Consider the following 16,829-nt stretch of genomic DNA (forward strand, 5'->3'; position numbering starts at 1 on the left):
ACCGCAGAAAGGACCAGACATGGGAAGGATCGTGGTCACCGAGTTCATCTCGCTCGACGGCGTCGTGGAGGCGCCCGGCGGGGAGGACTTCAAGTACCCGAACTGGAGCTTCGAGTTCGACCGCGGCGAGGAGGGCGAGCGGTTCAAGGTCGCCGAGGCGCTCGGTGCCGAGGCGTTGCTGCTCGGCCGGCGTACCTACCAGGGGTTCGCCTCGGCCTGGCCCCAGTACGAGGGCGAACTCGCCGACAAGTACAACGGCATGCCCAAGTACCTCGTCTCGCGCACCCTCACCGACCCCACCTGGAACAACACCCGGGTCCTCTCGGGCGGGCTGGTCGACGAGGTGACCCGGCTCAGGGACGAGGTGACCGGCGACATCTCGGTCGCCGGCAGCATCCAACTCGTCCAGGGGCTGCTCGAACACGACCTCGTCGACGAACTCCACCTGATGATGTTCCCGGTCCTCCTCGGCACCGGGCGGCGACTGTTCGGAGAGACCTCGGACAGGTCGACGTGGAAGCTGACTGACTCGATCACGGTCGGCGAGGGCGTACTCATCACGACCCTCCAGCGGGCTCGGTGACCGTCCGGCGCGCTCGCTCGTTCGCCATGACGGGGTGGTCACCGCGTTTGGCCGGTCGCGCAACGGGTAGCCCGGCGGCGCCGCGTGGCGATCCCGCTATCGTCAGCACGCGTTCCCCACGCTGCCGGGAGGCCGAGATGACCGTCGCGATGCCCGCGATCACGTTGCCGTCGGGCCGGACGATGCCGGTGCTCGGTCAGGGGACGTGGTATCTGGGGGAGAGCCCGGGGAAGCGGCGGGACGAGATCGCGGCGCTGCGTACCGGGCTGGATCTCGGGATGACGATGATCGACACCGCCGAGATGTACGGCAGCGGCTCCTCGGAGGAACTGGTCGGTGCGGCCATCGCCGGGCGCCGCCACGAGATCTTCCTGGTCGACAAGGTGCTGCCGGCGAACGCCACCCGGCAGGGCACGGTACAGGCGTGCCGCCGCAGCCTGCGCCGGCTCGGTACCGACCACATCGACCTCTACCTGCTGCACTGGCGCGGCAGCCATCCGCTGGCCGAGACGGTCGAGGCGTTCGCCGAGCTGGTGGAGGCGGGTGACATCGGGCAGTGGGGGGTGAGCAACTTCGACCTGTCGGATATGGTCGACCTGATGGACGCCGGCGGGGACTCCTGCGCGGCCAACCAGATCCTCTACAACCTGACCCGGCGCGGCCCGGAGTACGACCTGCTGCCGTGGCTGCGCGAGCGCGGGATCCCGGTGATGGCGTACTCGCCGATCGAGCAGGGTCGGTTGTTGGGTGATGCCCAGCTCTCCGAGGTCGCGGCCCGGCACCAGGGCACGCCGGCGCAGGTGGCGCTGGCCTGGGTGTTGCGGCAGGACGCGGTGGCCGCCATTCCCCGGTCGTCGGATCCGGGGCACACCCGGGAGAACGCCGGGGCCCTGGAACTGCGCCTCGGCGAGGAGGACCTGGCCGTACTCGACACGGTCTTCCCACCGCCGGGCGGCCCGCAGCCGCTGGAGATGCTCTAGCCTTCCCCGGCGTCCGGTCCGGCCGGGCAGGGGCCGGACCGGGGCGGAGCCGCCGTGCTCAGTGCTTCCACTGGGCCGAGCCGGCGTCCCAATCGGTGTACGTGTAGGGGTTGTCCCGCACCTTCGTCTCCGGGACGTCCGGGTTCATGCCCTTCGCCCAGGCGTCCTGACCCATCGACTCGACCAGGTACTCGACGGTCCGCTCCACCTCGCGCCGCGCCCGGCCGAGGTCGACGCCGACCAGCCGGTGCTGGTGCTTGACGAGCCGGCCGTCGACCAGGACGGTGTGCACGTCGCCGCGCTGCGCCTGGAAGGCCACGTGGCCGTACGGGTTGAGGATCGGGAACATCACCGGCGAGTCGTCGTTCTTGATCAGTACGATGTCCGCCTTCTTGCCCGGTGCCAGGCTGCCCACCCGGTCGTCCAGGCCGAGGGCGCGGCTGCCGCCCCGGGTGGCCCACTCGACCACCTGCTCGGCGCGCAGGTGGCAGTGCGTGACGGTGTCCTGCCGACCGTGCGCCTCCAGGTGTTCCCGGGAGCGGTCCGCGCCCAGCGTGGCGCGCATGGCGGTGAACAGGTCACCGCTCCACCAGACGCTGGTGTCCATGGAGAGCGAGACCGGGATGTCGTGGTGGCGCAGTTGCCAGGTGGGCGGGTAGCCCTGGCCGGCGCTCTGCTCGCTCTCGGTGGAGACCGAGACCGAGCCGCCGGTGGCGGCGATCCGGTTGTACGAGTCCCGGGTCAGCGTGGCCGCGTGCACGTAGACGGTGGCCGGGGTCATGAAGCCGTTCTCGTGCATCAGCCGGATGCCGTCGTCGTTGGTGGCACCCCAGACCCCGGCGTGGGTGGTGACCGGTACGCCGAGATCGCGGGCGACCTCGAAGGCGGCCCGCTCCGGGAAGGCGGGGTCGCCGGTGACGTCGAAGGCCATCTGAAAGCCGAGCATGTCGCCCTTGCCGGCGATCCGGCGCTCGACGAAGTCACGGAACTCCGGGCTGGCCGCCCACTCCCACGGCCCCTGCTGGATGTTCCCGTACGCCAGGACGAAGCGGCCGGGCACCGCCTCCAGGGCGTCGACCGCGGCGTCCGCGTGCTGCGGGGTCTGCAACCCGTGCGACCAGTCGACGGTGGTGGTGACCCCGGCGTCGATCGCCTCGATGGCGGCGAGCAGGTTGCCGGCGTAGATGTCCTCGGGCCGGAAGAGCTTGCCGGATTCCAGGTAGTACCAGACGAAGTACTGGGTCAGCGTCCAGTCGGCGCCGTAGCCGCGCATCGCGGTCTGCCACATGTGCCGGTGGGTGTCGATCATCCCGGGCATCACGATGCCGCCGCTGGCGTCGATCTCCAGTGCGCCCTCGGGGGCGGTCAGCCCGACACCCACCTCGGCGATGCGGTCGCCGACCACCAGCACGTCGCCGCCGGCCAGCACGGTGTGCGCGTCGTCCATGGTCAGCACCAGCCCGTCGCGCAGCAGCACCGGGCGGTCGGACTCGGTCGTGGCCATCGCCAACTCCTATCGGCGGAGTGATCTACGCGGACGATCGTCCGTATAGCGGGCGCAAACAAGTGGCGCAATTATTGTCCCGGTGTTTCGTGCCTGTCAACGAGCAGCAGTCCGGCTCCGCAGGGCCGGGCTGAGCGGCGCTGACGATCTGCTCGGCGTAGGGTCGGAATACCGGGCGGGTTGCCCTGTTCGGTCGCCCGGCGGGCGGTTGACAGCGATGGCGGGCGCGAACAGACTGTCGGCGACGGACAAACGTCCGCGAGACGGACGGAGGCAGGAGCATGGCGGATCAGCCGGGTACCGGTGACACGCCGGGACCGCTGGCCGGACTGGTGGTGGCGGACTTCTCCCGAATCCTCGCCGGGCCGTACGCCACGATGCTGTTGGCGGACCTCGGCGCCGACGTGATCAAGGTGGAGGGGCCGGCCGGGGACGACACCCGGACCTGGATGCCACCGGTCCGGGACGGGGTGGCCACCTACTACCTCGGGATCAACCGGAACAAGCGGTCGATCGCGCTCGACCTGCGGTCACCGGGGGACCTCGCCGTGGCACACGCCCTTGCTGCCCGCGCCGACGTGATGATCGAGAACTTCAAGCCCGGTGGCATGCGGCGGTTCGGTCTCGACTACGAGTCGGTGGCGGCGGAGAATCCCGGCGTCGTCTACGCCTCGATCAGCGGCTTCGGCACCGGCGCCGGCGCCTCGCTGCCCGGCTACGACCTGATGGTGCAGGCGATCTCCGGGCTGATGAGCCTCACCGGCGACCCGGAGGGCTCGCCGTACCGGGCCGGCATCTCGGTCTTCGACGTGATGGCCGGGATGCACGCCAACATCGGCATCCTGGCCGCGCTGCACCACCGGGCGGCCAGCGGCCGGGGCCAGCACGTCGAGGTCAACCTGCTCTCCTCGGCGCTGTCCGGGCTGGTCAACCACAGCAGCGGCTACGTCGCCGGCGGGGTGGTGCCGTACCGGATGGGCAACGCGCACCCCAGCCTCTTCCCGTACGAGCCGCTGCCCACCGCCGACGGCGAACTGATCGTCATCGCCGGCAACGACGGGCAGTTCCACAAGCTCTGCGAGGTACTCGGCCTCCCGGAACTGGTCGACGACCCCCGGTTCGGGCGCAACCAGGACCGCACCGCCAACCGCGAGGAACTGCGCCCGCTGCTGGTCGAACGGCTGCGTACCCGGACCCGGGACGAGTGGTTCGCCGACCTGATCGCCGCCGGGGTGGCGTGCGCGCCGATCAACACCATCGACCGGGGGGTCGCGTTCGCCGAACAGCTCGGGCTCGACCCGGTGGTGACGGTGGGGGAGGGCGCCGACGCGGTGCCGATGGTCCGCAACCCGATCACCTTCTCCGCGACCCGTCCCCGGTACGACCTGCCCCCACCAGGGCTCGACGAGCACGGCGAGGAGATCCGCGCGTGGCTGACCAAGAACTGAGCTTCCCCACCTCGCTCGGCACCTCCGACGCCGACACCATCCGGCTGCTCGGCCACGACCTGGCCGGCGAGCTGATCGGCAAGGTGGGCTTCGGCGAACTCGCCTTCTGGCTGGTGGCCGGGCGCCGCCCCAGCCCGGCCCAGGTACGCGTCTTCGAGGCGGTCCTCGTCGCGCTCGCCGACCACGGCTTCACCCCGACCGCGATCGCCGCCCGGGTCACGTACCAGAGCGCACCCGAGGCGTTGCAGGGGGCGCTCGCCGCCGGCCTGCTCGGCGGCGGCTCCCGGTTCCTCGGCGTCACCGAGGACAGCGGCCGGTTCCTCGCCGACACCCTGGCCGAGCTGACCGAGGCGCCGACCGACGACGCCGGCTGGGACGACCTCGCCCTGGCCGCCGTCACCCGGGCCCGCGCCGAGCGCCGGCTGGTGCCCGGACTCGGGCACCCGGTGCACAAGGTGCGCGACCCGCGTACCCCGGTGCTGATCGCACTCGCCGAGCGGGAGGGGCTGCGTGGCCCGCACCTGCGGCTGTTCGAGGCGATCGGCCGGGTCCATCCGCGGGTGCTCGGCCGTACCCTGCCGTTGAACGGTGCCGGGGTCTGCGGCGCCGCCCTGGCCGACCTCGGGCTGCCGCCGGAGCTGCTGCGCGGCTTCGCACTGCTGGCCCGGGCCGCCGGGCTCCTGGGCCACCTGGCCGAGGAGCGCCGCACCGGCATCGGGATGGAGATCTACCGCACCGTCGACCGCAACGCCCGCTACACACCCCCCGACCCCGCCTGAGAGGAGCCGCGATGGCCACCATCGCCGCGGTGATCGCCTCCACCCACCATCCGTTCTACTACCGGGCCAGCACCGCACAGGGCGAGGACCGGCCGCCGTTCGCGGACGAGTGGGTACGCAAGATCCTGGCCTTCCGGGAGACGCTCACCCGGGCCAACCCCGACGTGCTGGTGATGGTCGGCTCCGACCACTTCCACCAGCTCTGGCTGGACAACATGCCGCAGTTCCTGGTCGGCAAGGCCCCGTTCTACGACGCGAACTGGTACAACGAGGAACGCGAGTTCGGCCTGCCCCGGATGCTGCTGCGGGGTCAGGAGGAGCTGTCGGCACACCTGCTGCGCGAGGGCCTGGACGCCGGCTTCGACCTGGCGTTCAGCAACGAACTGCGGATCGACCACAGCATCACCTGCCCGATCATCACGCTGCGCCCCGAGGCGGACCTGCCGATCGTGCCGATCTACACCAACATCTTCGCGCCGCCACTGCCGCAGCCGAAGCGGTTCGTGCAGCTCGGCCAGACCATCCGGGAACTGGTCGAGTCGTGGCCGAGCCACCTGCGGGTGGCGATCATCGGCACCGGCCACCTGTCGCTGGAACTCGGCGGCCCCCGCCAGTTCGGCCCGCACGGCCCCGATCCGGAATTCGACCGGAAGGCGGTGGAGTGGATCGCCACCGGCGACCTGGAGCGCTGCCTCGCCGAGGTGACCCTGGAGAGCCTGCACTCGCCGGGCAACGCCACCCACGGCTTCATGGACTTCATGCTGATGATGGGGGTGGCCGGGGCGGGCGCCAAGGCGGACCACGTCGACACCCTCGACCTGTTCCACACCATGGAGGCGTACTTCACCTGGTATCCGAACGGCGTACCGGGCGGGGCGGGGGTGGCGGCGTGAGCAAGTATCTGCTGAACAAGTTCCTCTACACCGTGGACCGGGATCCCGAGCTGGTCGAGCGGTACCGCGACGACCCGCGGGGCATGGTCGCCTGGTGGGAGGCGGAACGGGCCAACGCGGTGCTGAACTGCCACACCGGCGAGGCGAGCACCTGGTTGCGCTTCGACGACGCCGAGCGGGAGGCGCTGGCCAGCCACGACTACGTCAAACTCTTCGAGCTGGGCGCGCACCCGTTCCTGACCCTGACCCTGTTCATCGCGATGTTCGAGCGGGACCACGCCGAACCGCTCGGCTTCCAGAAGCAGTACGCGGCCCGGCTGGCGCACTTCGCGCTGCCGTACCCGGACATCGCCACCTGAGCCGCGGTGCCGCCACCGCCGCCGGTCGGGTCAGTGCCGGACGGCGGTGGCGGCGTCGGCCGTCCCGGCCACCTCGACCTGCGGCCGGGACTGCCAGCGGGCCCAGTCCGCGCTGATCGCGCTGGCCGCCCTGATCAGTTGAGGCAGGTGCTGCTCGACCAGGACCTTGACGCTGGTCTCGGCCGAGTTGACGGTGACGTTCATCGCGGCCCGCACCGCGCCCTGGCCGTCCCGGATCGGCACGGCCACCGAGCGGATGCCCGGGGCGAGTTCGTCGTCGGCGAGCGCCCAGCCCCGGGCCCGGACCTCCCGCAGCATGGCATCCAGCGCGGTCCGGCTGTGCCGGACCTTCGGCTGGACCCCGGAACGGCTGGGCTGGGCCAGTGCCGTGCCGAGCGCGTCCGGGTCGAGCGCGGCGAGCAGCACCTTGCCCTGCGAGGTCACGCTCGCCGGAAACCGGGTGCCGATCTGCACCCGGAGCGCGATGATCTTCGGTACCGCGACCCGGGCCATGTAGACGATGTCCGAGCCGTCGAGCTGGGCCATCGAGCTGGACTCCCCGGTGGCGGCGACCAGGTCCTGCATGTGCGGGCGGGCGATGTCCCACAGCGAGAGCGCTCCGACGTACGCCATGCCGAGCTCCAGCACCCGTGGCGTGAGTTCGTAGCTGCCGGCGTCGGCGCGGACGTAGCCGAGTTCCTCCAGGGTGAGCAGGAAGCGTCGGGCGGTGGGCCGGGCCAGTCCGGCCGCGGTGGCGACCTCGCTGAGGGTCAGTCGGGGATGGTCGGCATGGAAGACGGTGATCACCTTCAGCCCCCGGGCCAGGGCCTCGATGAAGTCCGGTCCTTCGCCACGCTGTGCCATCGTCCGCCTCTATCCGTCGTCGCCGTCTCGGTCCCGCCGCCCGGGTCGCCGTACTGGTCGGCGGGCGAGCGCCCACCAGTTCACCATGTGCCGAACCGGGTCGCCGGACGGTGCCCCCGGCCGTGTCCAGGGCGGACCGGGGCCGTCCCGGGTGCCGTCGGGGTCCGGGCCACCGGTCGATTCCGGACCTCGGCTTGGCCAGCCTGGTGCGACCCCTGGTGGTGTGGCGGCCGAGCTCGTCCAATCGGACGACCGTCGGTGGCTGGCTGCCCGCACCATCTGACCGTCAAGCGAACACCAGTCCGGGCTCAGGCGCAAATGTTTCCTGCTTGAGTCTTGACATCTCCCAGGCACGGGCGGAGATTGTGATGTGCGCCGCGTCCGTGTAGCGGACGGTCGTCCGCAAAACTGGATGCTAAGGGCTCAGTCCTCGGAGGAGAGAGTTATGGCGCCGTCGGCCGCAGCTACAGATCCCGCACCCACCGGTCCCGCCCCGATCCGGCGGCCCGCCGCCCGCGCCGCCCGGTCGGCTCCCATTGCCCGGACCGCCCGGTCGGCTCCCATCGCCCGCACCGTCCGGCCGCCCTTCGTCGCCCGGACCGTCCGGCCGTTCGGGCCGGGTTCGGCAGGTGCGGCGTGAACCTCGGACTGCTCCTGCTCCGCCTGCTCCTCGCGGCGCTGCTCTTCGGGCACGCCAGCCAGAAGCTCTTCGGCTGGTTCCGTGGCCAGGGCCCCACCGGCACCGGCGCCACCTTCCACACCTGGGGCTTCCGGCCCGGCCGGCAGATGGCCCTGCTCGCCGGCCTGGCCGAGCTGGCCGGCGCGGCGCTGATCGCGCTGGGCCTGGCCACCCCGCTCGGCGCGGCGATCGTGCTCGGCACGATGGTGGTGGCCGCCTCGGTCAACCTGCCGAACGGGCTCTGGGCGCACCTCGGCGGCTACGAGGTCGCCTTCGTCTACGGCGCGCTGGCCGTCGTGCTGGCGTACACCGGGCCGGGCGCCTGGTCCCTCGACCACCTGGTCGGGCTGGACGGGTTCGCCGGCTACGGCTGGGGCACTCTCGCCCTGGCCGTCGGGCTGCTCGGCAGCGTACCGCCGTTGCTGCGGCGGCGACGTGCCCTCGCCGCCGGCGACTGACCCGCCGCCCGCGAACGCCGGCCCGCACCACCGGCACAGGGCGGGACTCGCGGCCCTACCGACCTCCGCATCCTCCACCGGACCCGCTGGTCCCCCCACCGGCCCGTCCGCCGACACCGATACCGCCGCCGTGCCGCTGGCCGCCCCGACCGTGGGCCACCGGCGCCGCATCCGAGAGGTGACCCCCGCTGATGAGCGACGAGGAACGACGAGGAGTGTCCCGGCGTTCGGTGCTGCGGGGCGGTGCCGCCGCCGGCACCGCCACGGCGGTCGGCGCCGGCATCGCGGCGGCGCCGGCCGGTGCCACCGGACCCGACCGGGACCAGACGATCCGGGCCGACCTGGTGCTGCACAACGGCCGCATCCACACCATGGACCGGCGCGACCGGGTGGTCAGCGTACTGGCCATCCGGGACGGCCGGATCGTCTATGCCGGCAACGACGCCCGGGCCGCCCGGCACGGCTTCGAGGGCCGGCCCCGCACCATCGACCTGCGCGGCCGCACGGCGGTGCCCGGCCTGATCGACTGTCACAACCACATCGTGCTGATGGGCAACCGGCCGGGGCACCACACGCCGCTGGAGAACGCCTACTCCATCGCTGATGTGCGGTCCAGCTACCGGGACCGGGCCCGCCGGGTGCCGCGCGGCGAGTTCATCACCACCATCGGCGGCTTCCATCCCCACCAGTTCACCGAGGTACGGCTGCCGACCCTGGCCGAGCTGGACGAGGCGCTGCCGCACCACCCGGCGTACCTGTCGGTCGGCTTCGCCGGACCCTCGGTGACCAACAGCCTCGGCCGGCGGTTCTTCGAGGCGGCCGAGATCCCGGTGACGGTCGGGGCGGACGGCGCGATCGCCGGCGGTACCGAGACCGGTAAGGCGACCCTGGCGCTGCGGCGTACCCTCACCGCCGCGCAGCGCGAGCGCGGGGTGCTCGACGCGATGGCGTACGCGGCCAGCCTCGGCGTCACCACCCACCTCGACCAGGGCGCGTTCCAGGCCACCGGCACCCCGGCCGACGGTGCGGCGCACGAGGACAACCACTCGATGCACCTGCCGTTCCCCCACGTCTACGCCCAGGGCCGGGGCATCGTCCGGCTGCGCATCAACTACCTGCACCAGGACACCGACCCCGCCGTACCGGAGTTGACGGCGCGGCTGCGCCACACGTACCCGTTCTTCGGCGACGACATGGCCCGGACCGGCGCCATCGGCGAGTTCATCACGGCCAGCTACTCCGGCGGCCCGGTCTTCCTGGAGGCCGCCCGGCGCAGCGCCCGGGCCGGCTGGCGGATCGAGGTGCACTCGCTGACCGGTACCGACTTCCAGACCCAGATCCAGGCGTTCGAGACGGTGCACGCCGAGACCCCGATCTCCGACCTGCGCTGGGTCGTCGCGCACGTCCCCCGGATCACCCCGGACTACCTCCAGCGGCTGCGGGCGGTCGGCGGCGGGGTCAACCTGACCGGCTGGCAGTACCTGGCCGGCACCGGCCCGGCGGCCGGCCCGCCGTTCCGGACGATCCTGGACAGCGGCATCCCGGCCGGGATGAGTTCGGACGGCATGCAGATCGCGCCGATGAATCCGTGGATCCACGCCTACTACGCGGTGACCGGGAAGAACGCCCGCGGGCAGATGATCAACGCCGGGCAGCAGATCAGCCGGCAGGAACTGCTCACCCTCTACACCCGGGCCAACCAGTGGTTCCTCGGCGGGCCGGACGAACACCTGCTCGGCTCGCTGGAGGTGGGCCGGCTCGGTGACGTCGTGGTGCTCGACGACGACTACTTCACCGTCCCGGTCGAGCGACTGCGGCGGCTGCGCGCGGACCTCACCGTCGTCGGGGGCGCGGTGGTGCACGACGCCGACGACCCGCACTGACCCGCAGCGTGCGCCCCGAAGACCAATCCGACAGCGACGAAAGGTACCCGACAATGCGCAGGCGCTCCCTCGCCGCCGTCGCCACCGTCCTGGCGCTCGGCGTGGCGGCCACCGGATGCGGCAACGGCTCCGGTTCCGGCTCCACCGACGACCCGATCGTGGTCGGCTCCACCCTCTCCCTGACCGGCGCCTTCGCCGCGACCGGGCAGATCCACAAGATCGCCGGTGAGGCGTACGTCGCGCGGCTGAACGCCGCCGGTGGACTGCTCGGTCGTAAGGTCGAGTGGAAGGTGGTCGACGACCAGTCCGACCAGTCCAAGGTCAGCCAGCTCTACGAGCGGCTGATCAGCCAGGACCGGGTCGACCTGATCATCGGCCCGTACGCCACCCCGAACATCCTCTCCGCGATGGCGGTCGCCCAGCGGCACGGGTACGTGATGCCGCAGCACACCGCCGTGCTGGCGCCCCAGCTCAGCTACGAGTGCCAGTTCCCGGCCTGGTCGATCGGCCCCACCCCGAACCGGTTCATCCCGACCCAGCTCTTCGACGCGCTGGCCGGTCAACCTGGGCCGCCGAAGACCGTCGCCGTGCTGACCAGCCAGAGCGGATCGGCCGCCTTCGTCTCCGACGGTTACGGCGCGGACAAGTCCGGCGCGCTGAGCATCGCCCGGGAGCGTGGTCTGGACGTGGTGGTCGACGTGCACTACCCGCCGACGACCACCGACTGGGCGCCGATCGCCGCCCAGGTCCGGGACGCCGATCCCGACCTGGTGATCAACAACGGGCTCGGCGTGGACGCGGTGAACATCCTCCAGGCGATGGCGCAGCTCAACTACCGGCCGAAGCGGATGTTCAGCCTCTTCCCGGCGCCCGGACCGCTGCTCGACCTCGGCGAGGTTTCCGAGGGGGTGTTGTCGGTGTCGATGTTCGAGCCGAACAAGCCGACCCTGGACCGGCTCGGCCCGGCGGCCACCGAGATCGTGAACGACTTCACCTCGCGGGCCAAGGCGGCCGGGCTGCCGTACACGGTCTTCGAGACCCAGGCCGCCGCCTCGTGGAACGCGTGGGAGATCCTGGCCGCCGCGGTCAGGGACACCGGCGGGACCGACCACAAGAAGATGTGCGACTCGCTGCACGGCAAGGGTGCCGACACCACGTTCAGCGGGCACCTGGCCTTCGACCCGAAGGCGCAGAACTTCTGGCCGACCACCCAGGCCATCAAGCAGATCCAGCAGGGTGACTGGGTCATGGTGTGGCCGGCCGACCGGGCCGCCGCACCGCTCGCCCCCGCCCGCCGCTGACCGCGCGTCCGGGCCCCGGCGCCCCCGTCCGGGCCCGGACGCGCCACCCCTGACCGTCCACCCCTGACCGTCCATCCCGGACCGTCCATCCCAGACCATCGATCCCTGACCGCCCGTCGCGCCGCTCGGCCCCGCCGCCCGGTGGCCCCGCCGACCCGACCAGACCCGAGGCGATGTCCCGTATGAACGTCCTCCAGGCCGCCCTCACCGGAGCGCTGATCGGTGGCCTCTATGCCCTGATGGCTACCGGCCTCTCCGTCACCTGGGGGGTGCTGCGCGTCATCAACCTGGCCCACTTCGGCCTGATCCTGATCGGTGCGTACCTCACCTTCCAGATCGCCACCTCGTGGCGGCTCGACCCGATCCTGACGCTGGTGGTGACGGTGCCGCTGATGTTCGTGGCCGGCGCCGCGATCCAGTGGCTCTTCGACCGGCTCCGGCTGAGCGAGTTCAACTCGCTGCTGGTCAGCTTCGGGCTGCTGAGCATCACCATCCAGGTGGTCAGCAACGTCTGGAGCGCCGACTTCCAGCGGATGCCGGCCGAGGTCAACCCGTACGCCACCGGCTCGGTCTCCCTCGGCCGGCTGGTCTTCCCGGTCACCACCCTGCTGGCGTTCGGCCTCGCCCTGCTGGTGGTGGTCGGCGCGCACCTGGTGCTGCGGCGTACCTTCGCCGGCCGGGCGATGCGGGCGATCGCCCAGGACCGGGCGGTCGCCGGTGCCTTCGGGGTCGACCACCGCCGGCTCAGCGTCCTGCTCGGCGGGGTGGTCGGCGCCACGGCCGCGCTGGCCGGCATGGTCTTCGCACTCTCCAACGCGCTCACCCCGGAGACCGCGTACGAGTGGTTCGGCACCGTCTTCGCGGTGGTGATCCTCGGCGGGATCGGCGAGGTGGTCGGTACCTTCGCCTCCGGCATCCTCGTCGGAGTGCTCTCCGGCGTCGTCTCCGCGGTCTGGTCCCCGGCCACCGCGCCGTTCGTACTCTTCTCGGCGATCATCCTGGCCCTGCTGCTGCGCCCGCAGGGACTCTTCGTGGCCGGAGGTGTCCGGTGATCCGCCGTGGTGGGGTCGGGCTGCTGGTGGCGTTCCTGGTGCTGGCCGCCGTCGGCGCCTCCGCCGACCAACTCGGGATCGCGTCGTTCTATCTGGTGCTGCTCGGCTCGATCTGCTTCTGGATCGCCCAGGCGACCAGTTGGAACCTACTCAGTGGATACAGCGGCTACTTCAGTTTCGGCCAGGCCGCGTACGTCGGGGTCGGCGCCTACACCGCCGCCGTGCTCAGCGGGCGGCACGGCGTCGACTTCTTCCTCACCCTGCCGCTCGCGGCGGTGCTCTCCGGACTGCTCGCCCTCGGGGTCGGTGCGGTGGCGTTCCGGCTGGGCTCGCTGCGGGGCGAGATCTTCGCGCTGCTAACCCTCGCCGTGCCGTTCATCCTGGCCGCGTTCGCCCGGATCAACCGGTCGATCGACGGGGGACAGGGGGCGAGTGTCCCGGTCCCCGAGCTACCGGGGCTGGTCGGCTCGTTCCAGCAGTTCCAGTTCCTGCTGGCGCTGCTGATCGCGACCATCGCGGTGGCGGTCGCGTACGTCGTCCAGCACACCCGGTCCGGTTCCGCGCTCGCGGCGATCCGGGACGCCGAGGACGTCGCCGAGGTGACCGGGGTGGCGACGTTCCGCTACAAGATGCTGGCGATGCTGCTCAGCGGCGTACTCGGCGGGGTGGCGGGCAGCGTCTACGCGCTACAGATCGGCTTCGTCACCGTCGAGAGCGTCTTCGGGCTGACCATCCCGCTCTTCGTGATCGTGATGGGGGTGCTGGGCGGCCGGAGTCACTGGCTCGGTCCGGTGATCGGCGCGGTGCTGATCGTCACCCTCCAGGACCGGCTCTCCTCGTACGGCCTGGACGCGTACAACATGATCATTCTCGGTGGCATCCTCGCCCTGCTGGTCGCGCTCGCCCCCGACGGCCTGTACGCGCGGCTGCGGGCCCGCCCGCTGGTCGCGCTCGGCACCCTGGTCGGGGTGAGCGGCGCCCTCGCGGTGCTCCGGGTCTGGGGCGAACTGCTGGACTGGCTGGTCGTCGGGATGCTCGCCGCCAGCCTGGTCGCCATCGTGCTCGGCTCGCCCCGGGTCTCCGCCCGACTGGGACTGCGCCCACCCGGCCACCGGACCCGGACGGCAACCCCGTCCGCTGCGACCGATGCCGCTGCGGCCGACACTGCCGTGACCGGTGCGGCTGCGGCGGGCGCCGTTCCGTCCGCTGCGACTGCGGCCGAGACTGCGTCGAGCGACGACGCCGCGTCGGATGGGGCTCGGATCGACGACGTCGCGCCGGATGGGGCTCGGATCGACGACGCCGCGCCGGACGGGGCTCGGATCGACGACGTCTCGCCGGATGCCGGCGCGCCGGAGGCCGCGCCGGGCCACGCCGCCGCGACCCGCCTTCCCACTGTCCTTCAGACCCGTACGGCCCCGATCCGGGTCACCGGCCCGCGAGGGGGCGGGCCCGGTGCGGTGCTGGTCGAATGCCGCGGGGTGGCCAGGTACTTTGGCGGGGTGCACGCGCTGGAGGAGGTGACCCTGGACATCCGGGAGGGCGAACTGGTCGGTCTCGTCGGCCCCAACGGCTCCGGCAAGACCACGCTGGTCAACCTGCTCTCCGGCACGATCCGGCCGACCCGGGGCACGATCCGGATCGGCGGGCAGGACATCACCCGACTGGCGCCGCACCGGATCGCCCACGTCGGGATGGCCCGGACTTACCAGATCCCCCGCCCGTTCGACTCGATGACCGTCCGGGACAACGTGGCGATGGCCATCATGTTCGGGCGTACGCCGATGTCGCTGCGCCGGGCCCGGCCGATCGCCGAGCGGCACCTCGGCACGGTCGCGCTCGGGCACCTGGCCGACGCGTACCCGAGCAGCCTCAACCTGCACCAGCGGCAACTGCTGGAGATGGCCCGGGCCGTCGCCGCCAACCCCCGGGTGCTGTTGCTGGACGAGGCGCTGGCCGGACTCAACCCGGCCGAGGTGGACAACGCGGTGCGGGTGGTCCGGCGCATCCACGACAGCGGCATCACGATCGTGATCGTCGAGCACCTGCTACGGGTACTCAACCAGCTCGCGACCCGGCTCGTGGTACTCGATCGCGGTAGCTGCCTGGCCGACGGCGATCCGCAGACCGTGCTGAACGATCCGGCCGTGGTCCGCGCCTACCTGGGAAGGCAAGCCCATGTCTGAGCCGTTGTTGCGGGTGCGGAACCTCGACGTGCGGTACGGCGACGCGCAGGCGCTCTGGGACGTCGCCGTCGAGGTGCGCGCGGGGGAGACGGTCTGTGTCGTCGGCCCGAACGGCGCCGGAAAGTCCACTCTGGTCAACGCGGTCGCCGGGATCCATCCGGCGCACCGGGGGGAGATCAGCGTCGGCGGTACCGACATCACCCGGCTGCGCGGCCACCGGGTCTGCACGCACGGGGTGGCGGTCGTCCCGGAGGGACGGCGGATCTTTCCCCGGATGTCCGTGCTGGACAACCTCATGCTCGGCGCGTACCGGCGAGGTGCCCGCCGGGAGTACCGGGTCACCCTGGCCGAGGTCTACGAGATCTTTCCCCGGCTCGCCGAACGCGCAGGCCAGCTCGCCGGCAGCCTGAGCGGGGGAGAGCAGCAGATGCTCGCGATCGGCCGGGCGCTGATGGCCCGGCCGCGCCTGCTGCTGCTCGACGAGCCGTCGCTGGGGCTCGCGCCGGTCCGGGTTGACGAGGTGTACGACGCCATCGTCCGGATCAACGCGGGCGGGGTGAGTGTGCTCGTGGTGGAGCAGGACGTGCAGCGGGCCCTCGACGTGGCCAGCCGGGCGTACCTGCTTGGCGAGGGGCGGGTGGTGCTGAGCGGCCCGGCCGACGAGTTGCGGGACAGTGCCGAGGTACGGCGCAGCGTACTCGGCTTGTGAGCGGGACGGGCTACGGCGCGACAGGACCGGATCGAACAGGCCGGTGATCGCAGGTGCGGCAATGGCGAGACACACTCGACCAGCAGGCTCGCACGGTGCTCGCCATGTACACTGCTCCCAGCCCTCGAACCAGCCGCGCACCACCTCTCGGCACACCACTGCGGAGGCATGATCTTGCGGATGAAAGTGAAGGAAATCGGCGTACTTGATCTTTAGGCCCGCAGGTCAAGAAGCCTGCTCCCCGCGCACGCGGGGGTGATCCCTAGACCTGAGAAATAGCGGCACGGGCCGCCGCCTGCTCCCCGCGCACGCGGGGGTGATCCACCCCCGCCGGAGTCCCTCCAGACGATGTTGGCCTGCTCCCCGCGCACGCGGGGGTGATCCCGCAGCCAACAAGGGCGACCTACACCAGGGCCCCTGCTCCCCGCGCACGCGGGGGTGATCCCGCGCTCTACAAGCGGATCAAGGGCAACAAGGGCTGCTCCCCGCGCACGCGGGGGTGATCCCCGGCCCGACAATTAACCAGGCTCGGAAGGAAACTGCTCCCCGCGCACGCGGGGGTGATCCCGCGGTTCTGCACGGGAACACGGCACAGGTTGACTGCTCCCCGCGCACGCGGGGGTGATCCCAGCCGCGCGTACCTATCGGACTCGGCCGGCACCTGCTCCCCGCGCACGCGGGGGTGATCCGTTCGACGGCCGAGCCAGCAAACCGGCTGTCGACTGCTCCCCGCGCACGCGGGGGTGATCCCCCGGTCGGCCGGGGCTGGTTGGCCCGCTCCGCCTGCTCCCCGCGCACGCGGGGGTGATCCGAGATCCGGCCAGACGTCAGCCCGAATCGGGACCTGCTCCCCGCGCACGCGGGGGTGATCCGACTGCAACTCCGTGACGGCGTCGGCGGTCGCACGCCGGGCCTGCTCCCCGCGCACGCGGGGGTGATCCCAGGTCCAGGATGTCGGCGGTCACGAACCCGTCCTGCTCCCCGCGCACGCGGGGGTGATCCCTCGGACAAGTTCACGTACAAGATCCGGCACGTCTGCTCCCCGCGCACGCGGGGGTGATCCTCGCCGGGCCAGCTGGAGCACCCAGTCGGCGAGCTGCTCCCCGCGCACGCGGGGGTGATCCGATCTTCGGCCGTGAGCCGGCGCTCGT

The 16,829-nt window shown here is 71.7% G+C and carries 14 protein-coding genes and 1 CRISPR repeat array (1 of these 15 running past the window's edge); of the genes, 12 read left to right on the forward strand and 2 right to left on the reverse strand.

Annotated features, from left to right (window positions below):
* The first annotated feature begins 19 nt into the window (after window positions 1–19).
* Entirely contained in the window at window positions 20–583 is a 564-nt protein-coding gene (locus ACSMXO_RS16505; protein WP_346256717.1) for a dihydrofolate reductase family protein, read from the forward strand.
* 137 nt (window positions 584–720) lie between these two features.
* The gene (locus tag ACSMXO_RS16510) at window positions 721–1,563 is read left to right on the forward strand and encodes an aldo/keto reductase (RefSeq protein ID WP_346256718.1); all 843 of its coding nucleotides are present in this window, start codon (window positions 721–723) and stop codon (window positions 1,561–1,563) included.
* A 58-nt stretch (window positions 1,564–1,621) separates the two neighbouring features.
* On the opposite strand, the gene ACSMXO_RS16515 is transcribed toward ACSMXO_RS16510, so the two are convergent.
* Window positions 1,622–3,067: an amidohydrolase family protein gene (locus ACSMXO_RS16515; RefSeq protein WP_455418409.1), complete on the reverse strand. Its 1,446-nt coding sequence runs from the start codon at window positions 3,065–3,067 to the stop codon at window positions 1,622–1,624.
* A 281-nt stretch (window positions 3,068–3,348) separates the two neighbouring features.
* Here ACSMXO_RS16515 and ACSMXO_RS16520 point away from each other — a divergent pair, with 281 nt between their 5' ends.
* The 4 genes from ACSMXO_RS16520 to ACSMXO_RS16535 are packed head-to-tail and all read left to right on the forward strand — an operon-like array spanning window position 3,349 to window position 6,546.
* Window positions 3,349–4,515 carry a CaiB/BaiF CoA transferase family protein gene (locus tag ACSMXO_RS16520; protein ID WP_455418410.1) on the forward strand — a complete coding sequence of 389 codons (1,167 nt, stop codon included), beginning with the start codon at window positions 3,349–3,351 and terminating at the stop codon, window positions 4,513–4,515.
* Window positions 4,497–5,294, forward strand: coding sequence for a citryl-CoA lyase (locus ACSMXO_RS16525; protein ID WP_455418411.1), 798 nt, complete (start codon window positions 4,497–4,499; stop codon window positions 5,292–5,294). The genes ACSMXO_RS16520 and ACSMXO_RS16525 overlap by 19 nt, the downstream gene beginning before the upstream one ends.
* 11 nt (window positions 5,295–5,305) lie before the next feature.
* The gene (locus ACSMXO_RS16530) at window positions 5,306–6,187 is read left to right on the forward strand and encodes a DODA-type extradiol aromatic ring-opening family dioxygenase (RefSeq protein WP_346256722.1); all 882 of its coding nucleotides are present in this window, start codon (window positions 5,306–5,308) and stop codon (window positions 6,185–6,187) included.
* Window positions 6,184–6,546, forward strand: a complete 363-nt coding sequence (locus tag ACSMXO_RS16535) for a hypothetical protein (protein WP_346256723.1) — start codon at window positions 6,184–6,186, stop codon at window positions 6,544–6,546. The genes ACSMXO_RS16530 and ACSMXO_RS16535 overlap by 4 nt, the downstream gene beginning before the upstream one ends.
* A 30-nt stretch (window positions 6,547–6,576) precedes the next feature.
* On the opposite strand, the gene ACSMXO_RS16540 is transcribed toward ACSMXO_RS16535, so the two are convergent.
* Window positions 6,577–7,410: an IclR family transcriptional regulator domain-containing protein gene (locus ACSMXO_RS16540; RefSeq protein WP_346256724.1), complete on the reverse strand. Its 834-nt coding sequence runs from the start codon at window positions 7,408–7,410 to the stop codon at window positions 6,577–6,579.
* 636 nt (window positions 7,411–8,046) lie between these two features.
* Between ACSMXO_RS16540 and ACSMXO_RS16545 the strand changes: the two genes are divergently transcribed.
* From ACSMXO_RS16545 to ACSMXO_RS16570, 6 genes are all read left to right on the forward strand, one after another.
* A complete protein-coding gene (locus tag ACSMXO_RS16545; RefSeq protein WP_346256725.1) occupies window positions 8,047–8,547 on the forward strand; it encodes a DoxX family protein in 501 nt (166 codons plus the stop codon).
* Window positions 8,548–8,738: 191 nt separating this feature from the next.
* Window positions 8,739–10,430, forward strand: a complete 1,692-nt coding sequence (locus ACSMXO_RS16550; protein ID WP_455418412.1) for an amidohydrolase — start codon at window positions 8,739–8,741, stop codon at window positions 10,428–10,430.
* 53 nt (window positions 10,431–10,483) lie between these two features.
* Complete coding sequence (locus ACSMXO_RS16555; RefSeq protein ID WP_455418413.1) at window positions 10,484–11,731, forward strand: amino acid ABC transporter substrate-binding protein; 1,248 nt, start codon at window positions 10,484–10,486, stop codon at window positions 11,729–11,731.
* 173 nt (window positions 11,732–11,904) lie between these two features.
* The gene (locus ACSMXO_RS16560; RefSeq protein ID WP_346256728.1) at window positions 11,905–12,783 is read left to right on the forward strand and encodes a branched-chain amino acid ABC transporter permease; all 879 of its coding nucleotides are present in this window, start codon (window positions 11,905–11,907) and stop codon (window positions 12,781–12,783) included.
* Window positions 12,780–14,969 (forward strand): branched-chain amino acid ABC transporter ATP-binding protein/permease, encoded by a 2,190-nt coding sequence (locus tag ACSMXO_RS16565; protein ID WP_455418414.1) that lies wholly within the window; start codon window positions 12,780–12,782, stop codon window positions 14,967–14,969. Before ACSMXO_RS16560 ends, ACSMXO_RS16565 begins: the two co-directional genes overlap by 4 nt.
* Complete coding sequence (locus ACSMXO_RS16570) at window positions 14,962–15,678, forward strand: ABC transporter ATP-binding protein (protein ID WP_455418415.1); 717 nt, start codon at window positions 14,962–14,964, stop codon at window positions 15,676–15,678. The genes ACSMXO_RS16565 and ACSMXO_RS16570 overlap by 8 nt, the downstream gene beginning before the upstream one ends.
* A gap of 234 nt (window positions 15,679–15,912) precedes the next feature.
* Window positions 15,913–16,829: a CRISPR direct-repeat array (repeat unit 28 nt; unit sequence CTGCTCCCCGCGCACGCGGGGGTGATCC) (it continues 1,805 nt past the right edge of the window).

This window comes from Plantactinospora sp. DSM 117369, from assembly GCF_053764795.1.

What these genes read in the sequence shown, in the direction of transcription:
- ACSMXO_RS16560 (WP_346256728.1), top strand. Translation starts at nt 11,905, where the DNA reads ATGTCCCGTATGAACGTCCTCCAGGCCGCCCTCACCGGAGCGCTGATC.
- ACSMXO_RS16505 (WP_346256717.1), top strand. Translation starts at nt 20, where the DNA reads ATGGGAAGGATCGTGGTCACCGAGTTCATCTCGCTCGACGGCGTCGTG.
- ACSMXO_RS16515 (WP_455418409.1), bottom strand. Translation starts at nt 3,067, where the DNA reads ATGGCCACGACCGAGTCCGACCGCCCGGTGCTGCTGCGCGACGGGCTG.
- ACSMXO_RS16540 (WP_346256724.1), bottom strand. Translation starts at nt 7,410, where the DNA reads ATGGCACAGCGTGGCGAAGGACCGGACTTCATCGAGGCCCTGGCCCGG.
- ACSMXO_RS16520 (WP_455418410.1), top strand. Translation starts at nt 3,349, where the DNA reads ATGGCGGATCAGCCGGGTACCGGTGACACGCCGGGACCGCTGGCCGGA.
- ACSMXO_RS16555 (WP_455418413.1), top strand. Translation starts at nt 10,484, where the DNA reads ATGCGCAGGCGCTCCCTCGCCGCCGTCGCCACCGTCCTGGCGCTCGGC.
- ACSMXO_RS16570 (WP_455418415.1), top strand. Translation starts at nt 14,962, where the DNA reads ATGTCTGAGCCGTTGTTGCGGGTGCGGAACCTCGACGTGCGGTACGGC.
- ACSMXO_RS16550 (WP_455418412.1), top strand. Translation starts at nt 8,739, where the DNA reads ATGAGCGACGAGGAACGACGAGGAGTGTCCCGGCGTTCGGTGCTGCGG.
- ACSMXO_RS16510 (WP_346256718.1), top strand. Translation starts at nt 721, where the DNA reads ATGACCGTCGCGATGCCCGCGATCACGTTGCCGTCGGGCCGGACGATG.
- ACSMXO_RS16530 (WP_346256722.1), top strand. Translation starts at nt 5,306, where the DNA reads ATGGCCACCATCGCCGCGGTGATCGCCTCCACCCACCATCCGTTCTAC.